Source organism: Actinomyces sp. zg296 (assembly GCF_009829695.1).
Lineage (GTDB): Bacteria > Actinomycetota > Actinomycetes > Actinomycetales > Actinomycetaceae > Actinomyces > Actinomyces marmotae.
In genome coordinates, this window is the sequence record NZ_VWPG01000004.1 from 362,753 (window position 1) to 382,279 (window position 19,527).

17 protein-coding genes are annotated in these 19,527 nt (G+C 72.6%); 14 read left to right on the top strand and 3 right to left on the bottom strand.

Annotated features, from left to right (window positions below; all coding sequences use genetic code 11):
- The first annotated feature begins 125 nt into the window (after positions 1–125).
- The 11 genes from GVV76_RS05425 to GVV76_RS05475 all read left to right on the top strand — a co-directional run bounded on the left by GVV76_RS05425 (position 126) and on the right by GVV76_RS05475 (position 13,707).
- Entirely contained in the window at positions 126–737 is a 612-nt protein-coding gene (locus GVV76_RS05425; protein WP_159625520.1) for a DedA family protein, read from the top strand.
- A 174-nt stretch (positions 738–911) separates the two neighbouring features.
- Positions 912–2,249 (top strand): tryptophan synthase subunit beta, encoded by a 1,338-nt coding sequence (gene trpB / locus GVV76_RS05430; RefSeq protein ID WP_159625522.1) that lies wholly within the window; start codon positions 912–914, stop codon positions 2,247–2,249.
- Between the two features lie 59 nt (positions 2,250–2,308).
- Positions 2,309–4,027: an anthranilate synthase component 1 gene (locus tag GVV76_RS05435; protein WP_159625525.1), complete on the top strand. Its 1,719-nt coding sequence runs from the start codon at positions 2,309–2,311 to the stop codon at positions 4,025–4,027.
- A 1-nt stretch (position 4,028) separates the two neighbouring features.
- Positions 4,029–4,667 carry an anthranilate synthase component II gene (locus tag GVV76_RS05440; RefSeq protein ID WP_159523590.1) on the top strand — a complete coding sequence of 213 codons (639 nt, stop codon included), beginning with the start codon at positions 4,029–4,031 and terminating at the stop codon, positions 4,665–4,667.
- Positions 4,667–5,839: an anthranilate phosphoribosyltransferase gene (gene trpD / locus GVV76_RS05445; RefSeq protein WP_159625527.1), complete on the top strand. Its 1,173-nt coding sequence runs from the start codon at positions 4,667–4,669 to the stop codon at positions 5,837–5,839. Before GVV76_RS05440 ends, trpD begins: the two co-directional genes overlap by 1 nt.
- Positions 5,836–8,175: a tryptophan synthase subunit beta gene (trpB, locus tag GVV76_RS05450; RefSeq protein ID WP_159625529.1), complete on the top strand. Its 2,340-nt coding sequence runs from the start codon at positions 5,836–5,838 to the stop codon at positions 8,173–8,175. Before trpD ends, trpB (GVV76_RS05450) begins: the two co-directional genes overlap by 4 nt.
- Positions 8,175–9,029: a tryptophan synthase subunit alpha gene (gene trpA, locus GVV76_RS05455; protein ID WP_159625532.1), complete on the top strand. Its 855-nt coding sequence runs from the start codon at positions 8,175–8,177 to the stop codon at positions 9,027–9,029. The genes trpB (GVV76_RS05450) and trpA overlap by 1 nt, the downstream gene beginning before the upstream one ends.
- Before the next feature lie 166 nt (positions 9,030–9,195).
- Positions 9,196–10,743: a hypothetical protein gene (locus tag GVV76_RS05460; RefSeq protein ID WP_159523598.1), complete on the top strand. Its 1,548-nt coding sequence runs from the start codon at positions 9,196–9,198 to the stop codon at positions 10,741–10,743.
- A 104-nt stretch (positions 10,744–10,847) separates the two neighbouring features.
- Entirely contained in the window at positions 10,848–11,480 is a 633-nt protein-coding gene (locus tag GVV76_RS05465; RefSeq protein WP_159625534.1) for a type II toxin-antitoxin system PemK/MazF family toxin, read from the top strand.
- 237 nt (positions 11,481–11,717) lie between these two features.
- A complete protein-coding gene (gene rpsT, locus GVV76_RS05470; protein WP_159523602.1) occupies positions 11,718–11,978 on the top strand; it encodes a 30S ribosomal protein S20 in 261 nt (86 codons plus the stop codon).
- Between the two features lie 235 nt (positions 11,979–12,213).
- Positions 12,214–13,707 carry a DUF1846 domain-containing protein gene (locus tag GVV76_RS05475; protein WP_159523604.1) on the top strand — a complete coding sequence of 498 codons (1,494 nt, stop codon included), beginning with the start codon at positions 12,214–12,216 and terminating at the stop codon, positions 13,705–13,707.
- Between the two features lie 38 nt (positions 13,708–13,745).
- Here the strand turns inward: GVV76_RS05475 and holA are convergent, their stop codons facing one another.
- Positions 13,746–14,777: a DNA polymerase III subunit delta gene (holA, locus tag GVV76_RS05480; RefSeq protein ID WP_159625537.1), complete on the bottom strand. Its 1,032-nt coding sequence runs from the start codon at positions 14,775–14,777 to the stop codon at positions 13,746–13,748.
- 368 nt (positions 14,778–15,145) lie between these two features.
- Here holA and GVV76_RS10590 point away from each other — a divergent pair, with 368 nt between their 5' ends.
- On the top strand, positions 15,146–15,883 hold the full coding sequence (locus tag GVV76_RS10590) for a DUF6318 family protein (RefSeq protein ID WP_268891777.1): 738 nt from the start codon (positions 15,146–15,148) through the stop codon (positions 15,881–15,883).
- Between the two features lie 266 nt (positions 15,884–16,149).
- The gene (locus GVV76_RS05490; RefSeq protein WP_235925137.1) at positions 16,150–16,752 is read left to right on the top strand and encodes a zinc transporter; all 603 of its coding nucleotides are present in this window, start codon (positions 16,150–16,152) and stop codon (positions 16,750–16,752) included.
- A gap of 150 nt (positions 16,753–16,902) precedes the next feature.
- Here the strand turns inward: GVV76_RS05490 and priA are convergent, their stop codons facing one another.
- Positions 16,903–17,634, bottom strand: a complete 732-nt coding sequence (priA, locus tag GVV76_RS05495) for a bifunctional 1-(5-phosphoribosyl)-5-((5-phosphoribosylamino)methylideneamino)imidazole-4-carboxamide isomerase/phosphoribosylanthranilate isomerase PriA (RefSeq protein ID WP_159523610.1) — start codon at positions 17,632–17,634, stop codon at positions 16,903–16,905.
- An 84-nt stretch (positions 17,635–17,718) separates the two neighbouring features.
- On the bottom strand, positions 17,719–18,357 hold the full coding sequence (gene hisH, locus GVV76_RS05500) for an imidazole glycerol phosphate synthase subunit HisH (RefSeq protein WP_159523612.1): 639 nt from the start codon (positions 18,355–18,357) through the stop codon (positions 17,719–17,721).
- A gap of 252 nt (positions 18,358–18,609) precedes the next feature.
- On the opposite strand from hisH, the gene GVV76_RS05505 reads away from it, so the two are divergent.
- Positions 18,610–19,527: serine/threonine-protein kinase (locus tag GVV76_RS05505; RefSeq protein ID WP_159625593.1), on the top strand; the 918-nt coding region annotated here is incomplete at its 3' end.

Sequence of the window (19,527 nt, forward strand, 5' to 3'; positions counted from 1 at the left end):
TCCAGTCTCCCACGCCGTCGCCCGGGTCGGCGCGACCGCAGCCGGACGCGGGCCAGTGGCCCCGGGCATGATCGGCCGCGGATGGCGCTTCGCGTATCAGGTGAGGCTCGGCTAAGGTGCGGGGCGTGATCGAGCGGATCCACGAGCTCCCCTTCGCCTGGGTGCTCCTCTTCTTCTGGTGCGGCGCCATGGCCCGCTCGAACGCCATGTACTGGACCGGGCGGTGCCTGGGCGCGGGGGCCTCGCGGAGCCGCTGGGCCCGGATCCTGCAAACCCCGGCGTACGCGAGCGCCCAGGAGTGGGCGGCACGCTGGGGCGTCTGGGCGGTACCCCTGTCCTTCCTCACCATCGGCGCGCAGTCACTCGTTCAGATCTCGGCCGGGGTCGCGCGCGTACCCGTGCCGCGCTACCTACTGGCCACGGCGATCGGCTCCCTCCTGTGGGCGGGGATCTACACGACCATCGGCATGGCAGTGCTAGCCGGATGGGTGGCCAGCCCCGCGGGGCGCTTGCTGACGATCGTGGCGCTGGCGGTCGTGGCCGCCGTCATCCTGCTGCGCAGGAGGGGGCGGGGCAGGAGGGCCCCGCGCCGGGATGAGCCAGGGCCCGGCCGGCTCAGGGGGCCCGGCACCGAGACCGCCGAGGGGAGCCCGGCGCCCGCGCTCACCCATCCCACCCCGTCCCACGATATGAGCGCCGCCACGTCGGATTTGCCGCCCGCTTCCCGGCTCCCCTAGCGTTGCCACCATGACGACGACGCGCACCCGCCGCTGGTGGTGGCTCCCCTGAGGGCGAGCCACTGACACGTCGTACCCGACGCCCCGCTCGCCACGAAGGCGGGCGCGAGAGCGCAGAGGAGCCCTTGGGCCCGCCTTGAGAGCATGACCACCCCTCCAAGGAGAGAGCCCCGCATGAGCACCGCGGACGCCGCCCAGTCGGCCCCCACCGCCCACAACGCCACGCCCCTTCCCGGCGCCGCCCCCACCGCCGGCCGCGCCCCCACCGGCCCGCTCGGCCCCGACGCCCCGGGATACACCGCCCCGGCCCCCGGCGCGGACGTCCCCCGCCACACGCTGCTGCCAGCCTTCTTCGGGCGCTTCGGCGGCCAGGAGGTCCCCGACTTCCTCCTCCCCGCGCTCGACGAACTCGAAGCCGCCTATGCCGAGGCCGTGGGCGACCCCGGCTTCCTGGCCGAGCTCGAGGACCTGCGCGGGGGATACCTCGGCCGCCCCACGCCCCTGCACGAGTGCCGCGGCCTCTCGCGCCCCGGCACCCGCATCATCCTCAAGCGCGAGGACCTCGTCCACGGCGGCGCCCACAAGGGCAACAACGCCCTCGGGCAGGCCCTCCTGGCCAAGCGCATGGGCAAGACCCGCCTCATCGCGGAGACCGGCGCGGGCCAGCACGGCACCGCCACCGCGATGGTCGCCGCCCTGCTGGGACTGGAGTGCACCATCTACATGGGCGCCCACGACGTCGAGCGCCAGCGCCCCAATGTGGAGCGCATGGAACTCATGGGGGCCAGGGTCGTCCCCGTGACCACCGGCTCGCAGGGCCTCAAGGACGCCGTCGACGCCGCCCTAACGCAGTGGTGCGAGCGCCTGGGGTCCACCGCCTACATCCTGGGCTCGGCGACCGGCCCCCACCCCTTCCCCACGATCGTCCGCTACTTCCAGTCGGTGATCTCGATCGAGTCCCGCGCCCAGGTGCTCGCCCGCTACGGGCGCCTGCCGGACGCCGTCATCGCCTGCGTGGGCGGGGGCTCCAACGCCATCGGGGCCTTCAGCGAGTACCTGGACGACGACGTCGAACTCATCGGCGTCGAGCCCGCGGGCAAGGGCTTGAGCACCGGCCTCCATGGCGCCCCCATCTGCGCCGGCCGCACCGGCGTCCTCCACGGCACGCGCTCCTACGTCATGCTCGACGACGACGGCGCCGTCCTGCCCTCCCACTCCATCTCCGCCGGCCTCGACTACCCCTCGGTGGGCCCCGAGCACGCGTACCTGGCCGACACCGGCCGCGCCAGGTACGTCGCCATCACCGACGACGACGCCCTGAGCGCCTTCCGGGAGCTCTCCCGCGGAGAGGGGATCATCCCCGCCCTGGAGTCCTCCCACGCCATCGCCGAGGCGCTGCGGATCGCCCGCGAGCGCGAGGCCAGCGGGTGGGCCGAGGAGATGCTTCTCCTGGTCAACCTCTCGGGGCGCGGGGACAAGGACATGCGCGAGATCCGCGAGCGCCTGCCCTGACCCAGCCCGGGGATGAGCCGATACGATGAGCAGCGAAAAGACGCGATGAGGAGCGCAGCATGACTATCACAGGAACTGCGGGATCGGCGGGGCCCGCGGATCCCATCCGGCCCACTGAGCCCACGGTGCTGACCCGCGGGGTCTGCTGCCCCCAGGACTCCGGGGCGCTCGTGAGGCGCCTGGCGCGGGCCGGCGCGATCGCCACCACCGCGGATGCCGCGGGCGGCGCCCCCAGGCCGGTGGACCTCGTCCTGCTGGAGAGCGCGGATATCACCACGGGCTCCTCGCGCACGACGGTCCTCATGCTCGAGGCGAGCGCGCGACTGACCTGTGAGGGGGACCAGGTGGTCATCGAGGCCCTGGACCGGGCCCGGCCCGACGGTGAGGCCGCCGTGGCGCGCGTGCGCGCGTCCCTGGCGGACCGCGTCATCGAGGAGGGCCCCGGCCGCCTGGTGGTGCGGATCCCCGCGCCGGCCGACGACGCCGGGCTGGAGGAGCGGGAGCGGCTGACGGCCCCCTCGACCTTGGAGCCGCTGCGGGTGCTGGCCTCCCAGGAGGTCGATCACCCCCACCTGCCCCTCGTGGCGGGAGTGTTCGCATTCGACTACCTGGCGGGCTTCGAGCGGCTGCCGCGCGTGGCGGCGGGGCCAAACACCTGCCCGGACTACCTGTTCCACGCCGCGCGCATCCTCCTGGTCATCGACCACCCCACCGGTGAGGCGACGCTGGTGGGGGCGAGCGTGGACGCCGATGATCTCGCGCGCCGGATCGACGAGTTGGCCGCCGTCATCGACGCCGCCGGGCCCGAGCCGACCCCGGATGAGGGCGGGCCAGCGCCGGTGACGGGAGGCGCCGGCACAGTGGCCGGCACAGTGGCCGGCCCCGCCGCCCGCCCGGTCGCCCGCGCCGTGCCGAGCGTCTCGGACAGCGATTTCGCAGGGCTCGTGGCCGGGCTCCAGGAGTCGATCGCCGCCGGGGAGGTCTACCAGGTGGTCCCGTCGAGGGCGTTCACGATCGACTGCCCGGACGCGTTGGAGGCCTACCACGCGCTGCGCGAGTCGAATCCGAGCCCCTACATGTTCTACGTGGCGACTCCCGGCTTCGAGCTCCTGGGCGCCTCCCCCGAGTCCGCCCTGGAGCACAGCGCGGCCACGGGCGAGGTGGCCATCCGGCCCATTGCCGGCACCCGGCCGCGCGGGCTGGCCCCGGACGGCTCCGTGGACCATGAGCGGGACACGCGCCTGGAACTGGAGTTGCGCACGGACGCCAAGGAGATCGCCGAGCACGTCATGCTCGTGGACCTGGCGCGCAACGACGTCGCCCGAGTCAGCGCGCCGGGCACCCGGAGAGTGCGCGAGCTGCTGCGCGTGGACCGCTACAGCCGCGTCATGCACCTGGTCTCGGAGGTGTCCGGGCAGCTGGACCCGGGCCTGGACGCCCTGGACGCCTTCCGCGCCTCGATGACGATGGGCACGCTCACCGGCGCGCCGAAGCTGCGGGCCGCCGAGCTCATCCGCGCCACCGAGGGCATGCGGCGCGGCTCCTACGGGGGCTCGGTGGGCTACCTGCGCGGCGACGGCGAGCTCGACACCTGCATCGTCATCCGCTCGGCCTTCGTCAAGGACGGGCGGGCCCTGGTGCAGGCCGGCGCGGGCGTCGTCGGCGCCTCCGACCCGGCCGCCGAGGCGGCCGAGACCGTCCACAAGGCCAGCGCGGTGCTGGAGGCCGTGGCGGCCGCGCGGGGCGCTGAGCTCATCATCGAGACCGGGGAGGCCTGAGATGCGCGTCATCCTGCTGGACAACCGCGATTCCTTCGTCTACAACCTCGTCGACCAACTCGCCGTGCTGGGCGTGCGCACCGAGGTCTACCGCAACACGGTGCCGGCCTCCACGGTCCTGGCCGCGTTGGAGCCCACGGCGCGGGAGGCGGCCGCGGGCCAGCGCCCCGCCCTGGTCCTCTCCCCCGGCCCCGGGCACCCCCGCCAGGCGGGCTGCATGATGGAGGTCCTGGGCGCCGCCCTGGAGCGCGGCCTGCCGACGCTGGGCATCTGCCTGGGCTTCCAGGCCATCGTCGAGGCCTGCGGTGGGAGCGTGGGCAGGGTCGAGCCGGTCCACGGCCGGTCCACCCGCGCGGAGGTCACTCCCGCCGGGCGCGCCGATGCCGCCCTCGCCGTGCTCGACGGCGGGCCCCTGGATGTCGCCCGCTACCACTCGCTCGGCACGCGCGCCCTGCCCGCCGACCTGGAGTGCCTGGCCCGCACCAGCGACGGGATCGTCATGGCCTCGCGCCACCGGCGGCGCCCCGCCGTCGGCCTCCAGTTCCACCCCGAGTCCATCCTCACCCCGGCCGGCCCCGCGATCCTGCGGGCCCTCATCGCCGGACTGACCACCACGACAGCAAGCGCAGGAGAGAGCTGATGACAGAGCCGACAACCGTGCCAGAGCCCGCCACCACCCCGGTCCCCTCGGCGCCGGCCGTCGCCGAGGCCGAGGACGCCCACCGGCTCCTGCGCGAGGTCATCCAGGGCCGCCGGCTCAGCCGCGAGGAGACCGGCATCGTCTTCGCCGCCCTGGGCGCCGGGGACCTCTCCGAGGCCGAGACCGCCGCCCTGCTCGCCGCCCTGCACTCGCGCGGGGAGACCGCCGACGAGGTCGCGGGAGCCGCGAGTGCCTTCCGCCGGGCCGCGCGCCCCTTCCCCGCCGTCGCCTTCCCCCTCGTTGACGTCGTGGGCACGGGCGGCGACGGCGTGGGCACGATCAACATCTCAACGGCCGCCGGCCTCGTCGCGGCGTCGATGGGCATCTCGGTGGCCAAGCACGGCAACCGGGCGGTGTCCTCCAAGACGGGGGCGGCCGACGTCGTCGCGGCCCTGGGCCTGCCCCTGGACGTGACGGCGGAACAGGCCGTCGAGCTGCTGGCGCGCGACCACTTCACGTTCCTGTTCGCCCAGGCTTATCACCCGGCGATGAAGCACGTGGCGCCGATCCGCCGGGCCCTGGCCACGCCCACGATCTTCAACGTGCTCGGCCCCCTGCTCAACCCCGCGCACCTGACCTACCAGCTCATGGGCGTGTGGGATCCCTCCATGCTCGACATGATCGCCGAGTCCATGGTCAAGCTGGGCCGCAAGCGCGCCCTCATCGTGCACGGGTCGGGCACCGATGAGATCGCCGTCCACGGCACCACGCAGGTGCGGGAGGCCACCCCCCGCGGGGTCAAGGCCTACGAGGTCACCCCCGCTGAACTCGGGGTGAGGCGCTGGGAGCTGTCGGACATCCTGGGTGGTCAGGCCGCGGAGAACGCCGCCGCCCTGCGCGAGGCACTCGCGGGCCGGGGCGAGCCGGCCCACCGTGATGCCATCGCCGTCAACGCCGGGGCCCTGCTCTACCTCGCGGGGCCCGCGGACAACCTGGCCGATGGCACCCGCATGGCCCTGGAGCAGATGGCCTCGGGAGCGGCCGGCAGGCACCTGGACTCCATGACCACCGCCGCGCAGTTGGAGGCCCGCTCCGGGCGGGCCGGGGAGACGAGCGGCGAGAGCACTAAGAACGCTAAGAGCACTGAGAGCACTGAGGAGGAGCGCGCATGAGCGCCGGCCCCGCCTCGCACGGCGCGGCGGCGCGCCCCGAGCGCGCCCCGATCGAGGAGCGCCTCATGGCCACCGGCACGGTGCTGGACACGATCGTGGCCGGGAGGCGGCGGCGCCTGCCCGAACTGCGCGAGCGCTTCGGCCACCTGGAGGCCTCGGCCCTGCCCCGCTCCGAGCGCTCCTTCGAGGAGGCCCTGCGGCGCCGCACGGGCCCCGCCGCCAGCCCGCGCCCGGCGATCATCATGGAGTGCAAGGCGGCCTCGCCGTCGCTCGGCTCGATCCGGGCCGACTACGACCCGGCCGCGCTGGCATCCTCCTACGCCCCCCACGCGGCGGCGATCTCCGTGCTCACCGAGCCCGACCGCTTCAACGGCGAGTACGAGGACCTGGCCCGGGTGCGCGCGGTGGTGGACCTGCCGGTCCTGTGCAAGGACTTCATCGTCGACCCCGTGCAGGTGCTCGCGGCACGCCACCTGGGGGCGGACGCGATCCTCCTCATGCTCTCCGTGGTGCCCGACGACGTCTACCGGGAGTTGGCGGGCCTGGCGGCCGCCCTGGGCATGGGCGTGCTCACGGAGGTTTCCACCCCCGGCGAGATGAGCCGGGCGGCCGCCCTGGGCGCGCGGGTCATCGGCATCAACAACCGGGACCTGCGCACGCTGGACACGGACCTGGCGCGCACCGAGGAGATGGCGCCCCTGGCGCCGGCCGGGGCGGTCCTCGTGGGAGAGTCCGGGGTCCATGGGCCGGAGGACGTGCGGCGCCTGGCCGGGCTCGTGGACGCCCTCCTGGTGGGCTCTAGCCTGTCGGGCTCGGCGGACGCCGGGGCCGCGGCCCGGGCGCTGGTGGAGGCCGTGCCGTTGCCGGGCGGGCCCTCCGGGGAGCGGGCGGGCGCCGGCTCCCCGGTGCCCGAGGAGTCCTCGGTCTCCCCCGCGCTGAGGCGCGCGCGCCTGGCCGAGGCCGCCGCGATGCCGCCGGGCCCGGACGGCCGCTGGGAGCACCCGCGCCTCGACCCCTATTTCGGGGAGCACGGGGGCCAGTTCGTTCCCGAGCTGCTCATCCCCGCCCTGGATCAGTTGGAGGACGCCTTCATCGCCGCGAGCGCGGACCCCGGCTTCGCCGCCGAGCTCGACGGGCTGCTGCGCCGCTACCTGGGGCGCCCCACGCCGATGACCGAGCTGCGCAACCTGCCGCTGCGGGGCAGCGCGAGGATCCTGCTCAAGCGCGAGGACCTCGTTCACGGCGGCGCCCACAAGGGCAACCAGGTGCTTGGCCAGGCGCTCCTGGCCAAGCGGATGGGCAAGCGGCGCATCATCGCCGAGACCGGCGCGGGCCAGCACGGCACCGCCACCGCGATGGTCTGCTCGCTGCTGGGCCTGGAGTGCACGATCTACATGGGCGCCACCGACGTCGTGCGTCAGGCCGCCAATGTGGAGCGCATGGAGCTCATGGGCGCGCGGGTGGTGCCCGTGGCCAGCGGCGCGGGAACCCTCAAGGACGCCGTCAACGAGGCGCTGAGGGACTGGACGGCCTCGTTCAAGGACACCCACTACCTGCTGGGCACCGCCGCCGGCCCGCACCCCTTCCCCACGATCGTCCACGCCTTCCACCGGGTCATCTCCACCGAGGCCCGCGCCCAGGCGCTCGCGCTGACGGGGCGCCTGCCCGACGAGGTGATCGCCTGCGTAGGCGGGGGCTCGAACGCCATCGGCATGTTCTCCGACTTCATCGATGACCCCTCCGTGGGGCTCATCGGCGTCGAGCCCGCGGGCGAGGGCCTGGACCGCCGCCACGGGGCGCCGATCAACGCCGGCACCATCGGGATCCTCCATGGCGCCCGCTCCTACCTCATACGCGACGACGACGGCCAGGTCGAGGAGTCGTTCTCCGTGTCCGCCGGCCTGGACTACCCCGGGGTCGGCCCTGAGCACGCGCGCCTGTCCGACACGGGGCGGGCCCGGTACGTCGGCATCACGGATGAGGAGGCGCTGGAGGCCTTCCGACTGCTCAGCCGCCATGAGGGGATCATTCCGGCCCTGGAGTCCTCCCACGCTCTGGCCCAGGCCCTCAAGATCGCCGAGGCAGTCCCTGATGGCGCCGAGCCGCCCATCCTGCTCGTGTGCCTGTCCGGGCGCGGGGACAAGGACCTCGACCAGGTGCGGGCGCGCATGGGCGGCTCCTTCAGCGACGACGGCGCGGTGGCCCGGGCGGCCGGGATGCTGCGGCGGATGGGCAAGCGCGGTGAGTACGAGGCCCTGGCCGCCCAGGCCGGGGCCGCCGGCCGGGCCGCGCCGGCGGCGCCCGGAGCGGGCTCAAGTGATGAGGAGGAGCGCTGATGGATCGCTACGAGTCGATGTTCTCCGCCCTGCGTGAGCGGGGCGAGGGGGCTTTCGTCCCCTTCGTCATGGTGGGCGACCCCAGCGCGGAACTGTCCGAGGAGGTCATCGAGGCGCTTATCGCCGGGGGCGCGGACGCCCTGGAGCTCGGGGTGCCGTTCAGCGACCCCGTCGCCGACGGGCCCACGATCCAGCGCGCGCACATCCGCGCCCAGGAGGCCGGGGCCGCCCTGGCCGACTGCCTGGGGGTGGTGGCGCGCGTGCGCCAGCGTCACCCGGAGACGCCCATCGGCATGCTCATCTACGGCAACGTGCCTTTCGCCGTCGGCCTGGGGCCCTTCTACGCCAGGTGCGCCGAAGCGGGGATCGACTCGGTCCTGCTGCCTGATGTCCCCGTGCGGGAGTCGCCCGCCTTCTCCGCCGCCGCGGCGCGGGCGGGGATCGCCCCGGTGTACATCGCCCCGCCCTCGGCCGCGCCCCACACGCTCGATGCCGTGGCGGGCGCCTCGCGGGGCTACGTGTACGCGGTCTCGCGCGTGGGGGTCACCGGCGCGGAGCAGGCGGCCTCGACCGCGGGGCTGGCCGAATCGGTGGCCAGGCTGCGGGCCGGCGCCGCGGCGCCGGTCATGCTCGGCTTCGGCATCTCCCGCCCAGAGCAGGTCGCCGAGGCGATCGCCGCGGGGGCCGATGGGGCGATCTCCGGGTCGGCGACCGTCCAGATCGTGGAGTCTCACGCCCCGGCCATCGCCCAGGCGCCGCCGGGCAGCCGCGCGAGGGAGGAGGCCGTCGAGGCGATGCGCGCGGAACTGCGCGGCTTCGTTGCCGCGATGAAGGCGGCCACGCGGCCGCGATGAGCCGGCATGGGACGGGCATCGGGACGACCAAGGCCTTGTGACCAGGGAGGATGCGGGGGACGCTCCCCGAATTGGCGGGCATGATCCTCTTCACAAGTGATGCTCACCACGTTACATTGATGGAGCGTCCTCCATCATTTCGAGACTTCGTGGGAGAAGGCCCGCCATGCGCCCAACACGCTCCATACCATCGTCCCCACTGCGCCGGCTCCTCGGCGTCATCCTGATCCTGCCCCTGGCGCTCGTCGCCCTGGTCGCCGTCCCCGCCGGCGCGGAGACGGCCGCTCCCAGCGGCGGCAATGACGACATCAGCGTCACCGGCTTCTACGCCCCCGGCGGCACCGGCTGCCAGGGCGCGGGCGATGCCGCCCACTGCCTCTTCTGGGGCGTGCGCATCCCTGACACCGTGGCCCCGGGCAGGGACATGGTCCTGACCCTCGAGGCCGACTCCCAGCCGGGCCAGTGGACCTGGAACTGCCCCTCGGAGCTGGGGGTCGCCGGCGCGGCCGCCCTCTACACCAGTGACGACCCGGAGGGCCCGATCCGCCGGTACGGGTCGTCGGGGCTCGGGCTGCTCTCCCGCATCCACAACCCGTACTCGAGGCACGGCGACTACTCCGCCTCCGTCTATCGCATCTCCTGCTCCCCCGAGCACCTGAGCCTGACCTACATGGTCGACTTCTCCGACCGTCCCTCGGGCTCCTACCTCGACCTGAGCATCGGGACGCTGGTCAGGGCGCCGGGCGACCAGGCCCGCGACTACACGCTCAGGCCGACCCTGACGACCACGGAGGACGCCACCCCGCACAGCCCCACGGCCACAGCGGCCAAGGAGCCGGCCAGCGCCACCCACGCCACCGTGACCACGAGCGAGCAGGCCCCGCCCGCGGATGCCGCCAAGGACGCCGGCCGCTACACGGCCACCATCCACAACGACTCCACCACCCCCCTGTCGGGCTTCACGATCGCGGCCGCGAGCACGGAGGGCCCGGCCACCCTCACGAGGCTGAGCTGCGACCTGACCGCCTTCGGTGGCGGCGTCGTCACCGCGCAGGGCCCGGCCACGAGCCTGGAGGTCCCGGGCGGCAGGGCCGCCATCCCAGGGGGGCAGGAGGCCACCTGCCAGGTGGACCTCAGTGGCGTCGTCGGGCACAACACCATCTCCACGTCCGTCACCGCCCAGGACGGCAAGATCTTCTCTTCCCTCTACCAGGATGACCGCTCCCGCGGCGAGGCCTCCGCGACGATCGCCCAGAGCGCCGTCACCGTGCGGGGCCCGGACGCCACGAGTTCAACGCCTTACGTCGTCGTCGACTACACCGTGACCCTGTCCAACACCACCGCCGTGGTGGGCTCGACGCCGAGTTTCTCCCTGACCGCGAAGCCACCGACAGGGATGAAACTCGAGTACGCCGAGCCCAGCGACGGCACGGTCTGGTGGCTGCGCGACATCCTGTGGCCCGACGCCAATGGCACCATCCCCGTGGGAATGTCGAGCCCGCTGTTCGGCCACTCCTGGCACACGGTGACGCTGTCCGCCGTCTACTCGGTGGACGACGCCGCGATCACCCCGGACGGATGGAGGGCTCTGGGGACCTGCGACCCGAATGACCCGTCGACGGGCCTGAGGGCCACGATCGACGTCGAGGACAGCGGGACGATCGACGCGGTCTCCTTCCCCCTGTGCGCCACCGTGGCCCAGGCGGCCAAGTAGGGGCGGCGGATTCGGCGCCGCGCCGGCGCAATCCACCGGGGCGCCCCCGGCCGCGGGCTGGGGGCGCCCCCTCGCGCCGGGTCGCGGACTGTAGAGTGGCGCCCATGGCCAGCCTTCTCGACGTGATCCTGCGCGCGGTCGGCCGCGCCGCCACCGACGCCCTCGCCTCCACCCTCAAGCAGAGCGCGCGCCGCGGCAGTGGCGCCTCTCGCCCCGGGCGAGAGGGCTCCGCCGGCTCCCCGGCCGGAGGCCCCTCCCCCGCCCCCCGCCGCCAGGGCGGGGCCGCCCCCCAGGCCACACGGGCCCCCGCCGGTGGGAGCGCAGGCATCCGCCCCTACGACGTGGCCTCCGCCGGGCTCCCCTCCTTCGACTACGCCCCCAACCCCGACGGCGACGCCGACCCCGGCGAGGTCGTGTGGACCTGGGTCCCCTACGAGGAGGACGCCTCCCAGGGCAAGGACCGCCCCGTCCTAGTCCTGGCCCGCGACGGGGATCGCCTCATCGTCGCCCAGATGACGTCGAAGGACCATGACCGCGACGCCGCCCAGGAGGCCAGTCACGGCCGCTACTGGTTCGACGTCGGCTCAGGTGCCTGGGACCCGAGGGGCCGTCCGAGCGAGGTCCGGCTCGACCGCCTCCTCGCCGTCGACCCGTCCGTCATCCGCCGCGAGGGGGCCACGATGCGCCGGGGGACCTTCGACGCCGTCGTCGCCGCGCTGCGCGAGCACTGGGCCTGACGAGCGCGCGGGGAGGCCCAAGGGAGGAGCGCGACACACCTCACGTCGCCCGCCCTCCCGCGGCGGGCGCCGAGGGCCGCCGTTTTGCTAGAGTGCGTTCTTGGACCTCTGGCCTGGCCGGCTTCGGGGTCCGGCGACCGGGCATCGCCGGGTGCTTCCACCACCTTCTCACGCCTGCGGCGCGAACCCTCTTTCCGGCCAATGACCATCTGACGATCGAGAAAGCAACACTGAGCAGTGGCGAACATCAAGTCCCAGATCAAGCGCATCAAGACCAACGAGAAGGCCCGTCTGCGCAACCAGTCCGTCAAGTCCGAGCTCAAGACCTACGTGCGCCGCGTGCGCCAGGCCGTTGAGGCCGGGGACAAGGCCGCCGCCGAGGAGGGCCTCAAGAAGGCCTGCCGCAAGTTGGACAAGGCCGTCTCCAAGGGCGTCATCCACAAGAACCAGGCCGCGAACCGCAAGTCGAAGTTGGCCAAGCGCGTCGACTCCCTCTGAGTCCACCGCCTCCGGCGATCAGCGGCTCGGGGCGCCTCCCTCGCGGGGAGGCGCCCCGAGCCGCTCTCCATCCACCCGCCCACCGATCGCCCGTCTCCTGACGGTGATTGGTCACAGGACGGCGCCACCGGCACGGTGTCACGCCTTCGTCATCATCGCGGGGGATACGATGGCGCGCGGCCTGCGGCCGAACCGGCCGGCAGGCGGTTCGACCACCACGACACCAGGAGCCCATATGCCCACGCGAATCGGATTCGACCGGGACAAGTACCTCAGGATGCAGTCCGAGCACATCGCGCAGCGCCGCAGGCAGTTCGGGGGCAAGCTCTACTTGGAGTTCGGGGGCAAGCTCGTCGATGACATGCACGCCTCCCGCGTGCTGCCCGGCTTCACCCCGGACAACAAGATCGTCATGCTGGCCGAGCTCGCCGACGAGGTCGAGATCATCGTGGCCGTCAGCGCCCGCGATTTCCAGCGCCGCAAGGTCCGCGCCGACCTGGGCATCGGCTACGAGGACGAGGTGCTGCGCCACATCGACGCCTTCCGCGACTACGGGCTGCACGTGGGCAGCGTCGTCGTCACCCAGTGGACCGATGACAACCGGGAGGCGCAGGCCTTCAAGACCAAACTTGAGCGGCTCGGAATCACCGTCTACCGGCATTTCCCCATCCCCGGCTACCCCGGCGACGTCGCGCGGATCGTCTCCGCCGACGGCTACGGCCGCAACGAGTACATCGAGACCGAGCGGGACCTCGTCGTCGTCACCGCGCCGGGACCGGGCAGCGGCAAGATGGCGACCTGCCTGTCCCAGGTCTACCAGGACCACCTGAGGGGCCTGTCCTCCGGCTACGCGAAGTTCGAGACCTTCCCCATCTGGAACCTGCCGCTGGACCACCCGGTGAACATCGCCTACGAGGCCGCCACCGCCGACCTCGACGACGTCAACATGATCGATCCCTTCCACCTGGCCGCGCACGGGGTCCAGACCGTCAACTACAACCGCGACGTCGAGATCTTCCCCGTGCTCGCGCGCCTCTTCGAGCAGATGCTCGGAACGTGCCCCTACGCCTCTCCCACGGATATGGGCGTCAACATGGCCGGCCACTGCATCAGCGACGACGAGGCCTGCCGCGAGGCCTCCAGGCAGGAGATCATCCGCCGCTACTTCAAGGCCCTGGTCACAGAGAAGCAGGATGCGATCGACCCCTTCCAGTCCGAGCGGATCGCCTTGTCCATGGCGAAGGTCGGGGTGACGGTGGAGGACCGCCCGGTGGTTCCGCCCACGCGAGAGCTGGCCGCCGACACGGGCGCACCCGCCGCCGCGATCGAGCTGCCCGACGGGCGGATCATCACCGGGAAGACCAGCGCCCTGCTGGGCTGCTCCTCGGCGATGCTGCTCAACGCCCTCAAGGCCCTGGCGGGGATCGATCAGGAGGCGCTGCTGCTCTCGCCCGAGTCGATCGAGCCGATCCAGACCCTCAAGACGACGCACCTGGGCTCGCGCAACCCGCGCCTGCACACCGATGAGGTGCTCATCGCCCTGGCCGTCTCGGCGTCCACAGACCCCAACGCCGCGCGCGCGATGGAGCAGATCGCCACGCTGCGGGGCTGCGACGTGCATACCTCGACGATCCTGGGCAGCGTGGACGAGGGGATCTTCCGGTCCCTGGGCGTTCAGGTGACCAACGAGCCCGTCTACGCCACGAAATCGCTGTACCGCAAGCGCTGAGGAGGCCGGGCCGGGGGCTCGGAGGCCGGGCCGGGGGCTCAGCGGCGGGTGGCCAGGCGCCCCCGGCGGGCGGAGCAGATCGCCAGGACGGCGCGCTCGACAGCGTGCTCGGGGTCGCGACTGGCGCCCTTGGCCTCGGCATCGGCGCGGGCGACGGCGATGATCGCGGTGGCGAGGGCGTCGTCGGACCAGCCGGCGAGCTCGGCGCGGGCGCGCTTGGCCTGCCAGGGTGACATCCCGAGTTCCTTGGGGCCCATGCCGGGACGGCCGCCCGCGGCGGCGACGCGGGCCAGTTGGCGGAGTTTGGTGGCCAGGGCGGACACGATGAGCACGGGCACGACGCCGGTGGCCAGGGCGTGGCGCAGGAGGGTGACGGCCTTGGCGACATCGCCCGAGATGGCGGCGTCGGCGACGGAGAAGCCGGTGGCCTCGATGCGACCGGCGTAGTAGGTGCGGACGTGGGAGACGGTGATCGTGCCCTCGGTGTCGGCCATGAGCTGGGCGACGGCGCTGGTGAGTTCACGCAGGTCAGAGCCCAGGGCGTCGACGAGCGCCCCAATGGCCTCGGCCTCGATGCGGCGGCCGGCGCGGCGCACGTCGGCGTTGACGAGGGCCGCCTTGTCCCCGTCCTTCTTGATCGGCTCGCAGGTCACGACTGGGTAGGGCGATGCGGCCAGGACGTCGAGGAGCCTCTTGCCGCGCTGGCCGGAGTTGTGGCGCAGGATGACGACGACGTCGGGGTCGGGGGCTGCGACGTAGGCGAGCAGGTCGGTGAGGAGCGCGTCCGTCATCTGCTCGAGGTTGGGCACGTGGACGAGCTTGGGCTCGCCGAAGAGGGAGGGCGAGACGAGGGTGTCGAGCATATGGGGCTCGTAGGTGGCCGCGTCGAGGCGGACGACCTCCGTGGTGGGGTCCTTGGCCCTGGCCTGGGCGAGGAGTCGATCGACGGCGCGCTCGCCGAGGAGATCCTCCCCGCCGCGCACGAGGACGACAGGAGCGAGCGCTACCTGGTCCCACGAGGGGCCCGCGGGGCGGGAGCGCTTCGAGGCGGCGGGTCGGGCGGGCGGCATGCCCCAAGCCTGCCACAGCCCGCTTCCCTCCCCCTCCCTGAACCGAGACCGGTCGAAAACACGGGCGAGACCGGTCGTTGTTAGGAGCGAGACCGGTTGGTTGTCCACAGGGTGGTGCTGGTGGGGGTTTTCCACAGATTGGCGGTGGGGTCTAGCGCCGGGGGTGGATGGGGCCCTAGGGTTGGGGCCCGACGGCGATGCCGCCGTCGTCTGGGGCCGACCTGGGGCCTCGCGCTTGCCCTGGTCCACGACCGCATCGACTCCTCGCTTGGAAGGCCCCAGAACCCATGACCCCCGCGCCCCGCTTTCAGCACCACCAGGTCAGCGCCGAACCCTCGCAGCCTCGCTCCTCCCACGCCGGCGGCCCCATGGCGCCCCAACAACGCGGCGCCACCCCTCACCCACCCGGCCGGCGGCGCCAGAGCCTCGAAGCGCTGACAACGCGCTGGGCGCACCCCACCGCCGCTCTGGTCCTTCTAGCCTGCTGCGCCCTGGCCCCAGGACTACTGATCCTAACGGCCTGCGCCAAGGACCCCACCCCACCCCAGACCACCGCGACCCTACCCACCCAACACACCGAAACCCTCGCCGAAACCCCCACCAGCGCGGCGACCACTCCCAGTGCCAGCACAACTCCCTCACTCAGCCCCGAACTGGCCGCTCAAAAAGCCACCGCCCTAGCCATGCCCAAACCCCCCACCCCACCCGAGGCCACCGAAAACACCCAACAAGGCGCCGTAAGCGCCGCCGTGCACTTCATCGAGCTCTACCGCTACGCCTTCATGACCGGCGACACCACAGACCTAGCCGCCATGAGCGAAGAGCGCTGCGTCTTTTGCCAATCCACCATCAACGACGCCACCAAGCTCCACGCCGCAGGCGGATGGGCCAATCCGTGGGTCGATAGGATCACGAACATGGAATACATCGCCCCAGGACAGGGGAAGGAGTACTGCGGGATCAGATTCACCATAATCTCGGGAGAATCAACGGCGGTGGATTCTCGCGGTGAAACGATTGAAAATGCGGCCGAGGAGTCGAGGTTCTTCATGATCCTGCGGTACCAGGATGGTATGTGGCATGTCGGAGGGGTGTCGGTGAAATGATTCTGCGCGCAACTCTGGCGGCCGCCTTAATGATCTTACCCTTCCCTCTCACGGGGCCATCCGGGGGCCATGGCTCAGAAGGCAGGGGCCAGCGATACATCGGTAGAGCCAACGACAATGAAGTCACCGTGATGTCAACGGCGTATGAGGAGGTTCAGGTCGGGGGCGGCCCGCCGCCGTCGGCCGGTGGGGACGGCAGGGCCGGTGGGGATAGTGGGGGCGGGCCAGCAGTGGTGGTCTCGGCCGGACAGCCCCAGACCGCGCCCATGGAAGGCGATCACATCTGCGACGGGCAGGACGCCCAGGGCGATGACATGGGCGTGTGCCGCTTCCAGCCGGCCCCCGCGCGCCCCCGACCACCCGCACCCGCCGACGCCCCGGCCCCGGACGCCCCAGCCGCCCCGGCGCCGATCATCCTGACCTCCCGCGACGTGGCCACCCTCATCGTCGAGGGCTCGGGCATCACCCTCCAACCACCCGGGGACACCATCCTCTTGCACATGCCCCTGATCGCCCACACCAACCCCACCACCCGAACACTATCCACCACCGTAGGCACCACCACCGTCGAGATCGAGGCCACGCCCGCCACCTACACCTGGAACTGGGGAGATGGCACCACCACAACCACCACCGACCCCGGACACCCCTACCCCCACCAGACCGTGACCCACCTGTACGCCACCACCGCCAACAACATCACCATCACCCTGACCACCACCTGGACCGCCCGCTACCGCCCCACAGGCACCACCACCTGGAAACCCGTCGACGGCTACATCACCACCACCCAGGCCGCCCCGCCCTTCAACATCCGCCGCCTGGTCCCCTACCTCACCGACGACGCCGAAGAGCACCACAACCACTAACCCACCCCCAAAACCGATCTCGCCCGTGATAACGACCGGTCTCGGTCTTCATAACGACCGGTCTCGCGGCTCATATCGACCGGTCTCGCTCGTGATTTCGACCGGTCTCGATGAAAGGCGGCGGCGGGCGGAGCGGGAGGGGAGGGGCGATCACCCGGCGGGGGTGGAACCGGCGATCTCCAGGGCCTCCTCAAGGGTGAAATTGCCGTTGTAGAGGGCCTTGCCGACGATCGCGGAGTCCACCCCGATCCCCACCAGCCCGGTCAATGCGCGAATGTCGTCCAGCGAGGAGATCCCCCCGGAGGCCACCACGGGCGCGCTGGTGCGCTCGCAGACCTGACGCAGCAACTCCGTGTTCGGCCCGGTGAGGGTGCCGTCGCGGGTGACGTCAGTGACCACGTAACGCGAGCATCCCGCCGCGTTGAGGCGCTCCAGGGCCTCCCAGAGGTCGCCGCCCTCCTCCGTCCAGCCGCGCGCCGCCAGCGTCGTCCCGCGCACATCGAGACCCACGGCGATGGCCTCGCCGTGCTCGGCGATGACGCGCGCCGTCCACTCCGGGTCTCTCAGCGCGGCGGTGCCCAGATTGACCCGCGCGGCGCCGGCGGCGAGCGCGCGCTCCAGGGAGGCGTCATCGCGGATACCGCCGGAGAGCTCCACCCTGACCCCGACCTCGCCGACGATGCGGGCCAGCAGCTCGGCGTTGGAGCCCCGCTCGAAGGCGGCATCGAGATCCACCAGGTGGATCCACTCCGCCCCGGCGCGGGCCCAGTCGAGGGCCGCGTCCACGGGGCTGCCGTAGTCGGTCTCCGATCCGGCCTCTCCCTGGAGCAGGCGGACGGCCTTGCCATGGGCGACGTCGACGGCGGGAAGGAGCGTGAGCATGAGGGGCCTCCTGGGTGGTCTTGGGACGGGGCGCGAGGAGCACGGCACCATGCGGTGGATCAGGTCAGTGGCGAGGGGCGCCGGTCAGAGCGCTCCCAGCCAGTTGCGCAGGAGCTCGGCCCCGGCGTCGCCCGATTTCTCGGGATGGAACTGGGTGGCGGACAGGGGGCCGTTCTCGACGGCGGCCAGGAAGTCCTCGCCGTGATGAGCCCAGGTGGGCAGCGGCGGGCGCGTCGCGGATGGCCCCAGCCCCGCCGCCGGATCCGTTTTCACGGCGTAGGAGTGGACGAAGTAGAAGCGCTGATCGGCGACGCCGTCGAACAGGACGCTGCCAGCGGGCGGGCGCACCTCGGACCATCCCATGTGCGGGACCACGGGGGCGTCGAGGCGGCCCACCTCCCCCTCCCACTGGGCGAGCCCCGGGATGGTGGAGCCATGCTCCTGGCTCGACTCGAACATGACCTGCATGCCCACGCAGATGCCCAGAACGGGGCGGCCGCCGGCCAAGCGGCGCTCGATGAGCCGGGGGGCGTCCACGGCGCGCAGCATCTCCATGACGGCGCCGAAGGCCCCCACGCCGGGGACGAGGAGCCCATCGGCGGATTCCACAGCGCCGGCGTCGGCGGTGAGGTCGACCCGCGCGCCGACGCGCTCCAGGGCGCGAACCGCCGAGCGCACATTGCCGGAGCCGTAGTTGAGGACGACGACGCGGGGTGAGGGCATGCCCAGGAGTCTACCGGCGTCATCGCCGACGGCAGTTCAGGGGTCCGGGGAGCGTTCGCGCCCGCATGAGCCCCGGCCTCCGAGACGGCCGGGAGCGTGCGCTCAGCGACGGGCTCAGGGCAGGATGCGACCATGAGCCTTCCCGAGCACTCCCCGTCGAGCGCGCCGACCTATGACTCGCAGTCCCTGGGCCAGCAGCCGATAGCTCAACCCCGGGGTTGGCCGGAAGTCCCCGGCGTGCGCATCGTCGGGATCGTGGGGCGCGGCGGCTTCGCGACTGTCTACGAGGGCGTCCAGCTGTCGATGAGCAGGCCTGTCGCGGTCAAGGTCGACTCGCGCGGCCTCGACGACGAGCGCAACCGCCGCCGCTACATGCGCGAGGTGAGCGCCACCAGCCGCATCAGTTCGCACCCCCACGTGATCTCCCTGATCGACACCGGTGTCCTGCGCGACGGCCGACCGTTCATCGTCATGGAGTTGTGCCCGGGAGGAAGCCTGGCGGACCTCGTGGAGCGGGGCCCGATACCCGCGCCCGACGCCGTGGCGCTCGTCGAGGCCGCCGCCTCCGCGCTGGGGGCCGGGCACGCCGCCGGGATCCTGCACCGGGACGTCAAACCCGGGAACATCCTGCTCGACGCCTTCGGGGCACCGCGCCTGACCGACTTCGGGATCGCCTCGATCACCCGCGAGGGCCAGGATCCGACCGTCACCCTGGAGTGCCTCACCCCGGACTTCGCTGCGCCAGAGGCCTTCGCCATGGCCGCGCCCGCGCCGCAGGGCGACGTGTGGTCCATGGGAGCCGTCCTCTACACGATGCTCACCGGGCGCTCCCCCAGACGGCGCGCCACGGGCCGCTCCCTCAGCCTCCCCGAGATCGTCGAGGGGCTCAAGAGCCCCATCGACCTGGGAGATCCGCGCGTCCCCGCGCTCCTGGCCCCGTTGCTCGCCCGGGCTCTCGACCCGGATCCCGCCAAGCGGCACGCCGACGGCACGGCCCTGGCGCGCGCGCTCGTCGAGGCGCGCGAGGCGCTGGGCGATGGGTCCCTGACGGTCTCGGGGCCCCGGGCGGCGCTCCTCCCGGCGCGCCGCCCGCAGGGGCCCGCCGCCCCAGCCCCGCGCGTCCCCTCCCCCGCTCCGGTTGACGCGCGACCGGGGCCGCCACCGGGCGCC

Bases quoted from the DNA above. Each gene is read 5' to 3' on its own strand.
- holA (WP_159625537.1), bottom strand. From the start codon at position 14,777: ATGCCGCCCGCCCGACCCGCCGCCTCGAAGCGCTCCCGCCCCGCGGGC.
- priA (WP_159523610.1), bottom strand. From the start codon at position 17,634: ATGCTCACGCTCCTTCCCGCCGTCGACGTCGCCCATGGCAAGGCCGTC.
- trpB (WP_159625529.1), top strand. From the start codon at position 5,836: ATGAGCGCCGGCCCCGCCTCGCACGGCGCGGCGGCGCGCCCCGAGCGC.
- GVV76_RS05475 (WP_159523604.1), top strand. From the start codon at position 12,214: ATGCCCACGCGAATCGGATTCGACCGGGACAAGTACCTCAGGATGCAG.
- GVV76_RS10590 (WP_268891777.1), top strand. From the start codon at position 15,146: ATGGCGCCCCAACAACGCGGCGCCACCCCTCACCCACCCGGCCGGCGG.
- trpB (WP_159625522.1), top strand. From the start codon at position 912: ATGAGCACCGCGGACGCCGCCCAGTCGGCCCCCACCGCCCACAACGCC.
- GVV76_RS05440 (WP_159523590.1), top strand. From the start codon at position 4,029: ATGCGCGTCATCCTGCTGGACAACCGCGATTCCTTCGTCTACAACCTC.
- GVV76_RS05465 (WP_159625534.1), top strand. From the start codon at position 10,848: ATGGCCAGCCTTCTCGACGTGATCCTGCGCGCGGTCGGCCGCGCCGCC.
- GVV76_RS05435 (WP_159625525.1), top strand. From the start codon at position 2,309: ATGACTATCACAGGAACTGCGGGATCGGCGGGGCCCGCGGATCCCATC.
- GVV76_RS05460 (WP_159523598.1), top strand. From the start codon at position 9,196: ATGCGCCCAACACGCTCCATACCATCGTCCCCACTGCGCCGGCTCCTC.
- GVV76_RS05490 (WP_235925137.1), top strand. From the start codon at position 16,150: ATGGAAGGCGATCACATCTGCGACGGGCAGGACGCCCAGGGCGATGAC.
- hisH (WP_159523612.1), bottom strand. From the start codon at position 18,357: ATGCCCTCACCCCGCGTCGTCGTCCTCAACTACGGCTCCGGCAATGTG.
- trpD (WP_159625527.1), top strand. From the start codon at position 4,667: ATGACAGAGCCGACAACCGTGCCAGAGCCCGCCACCACCCCGGTCCCC.
- trpA (WP_159625532.1), top strand. From the start codon at position 8,175: ATGGATCGCTACGAGTCGATGTTCTCCGCCCTGCGTGAGCGGGGCGAG.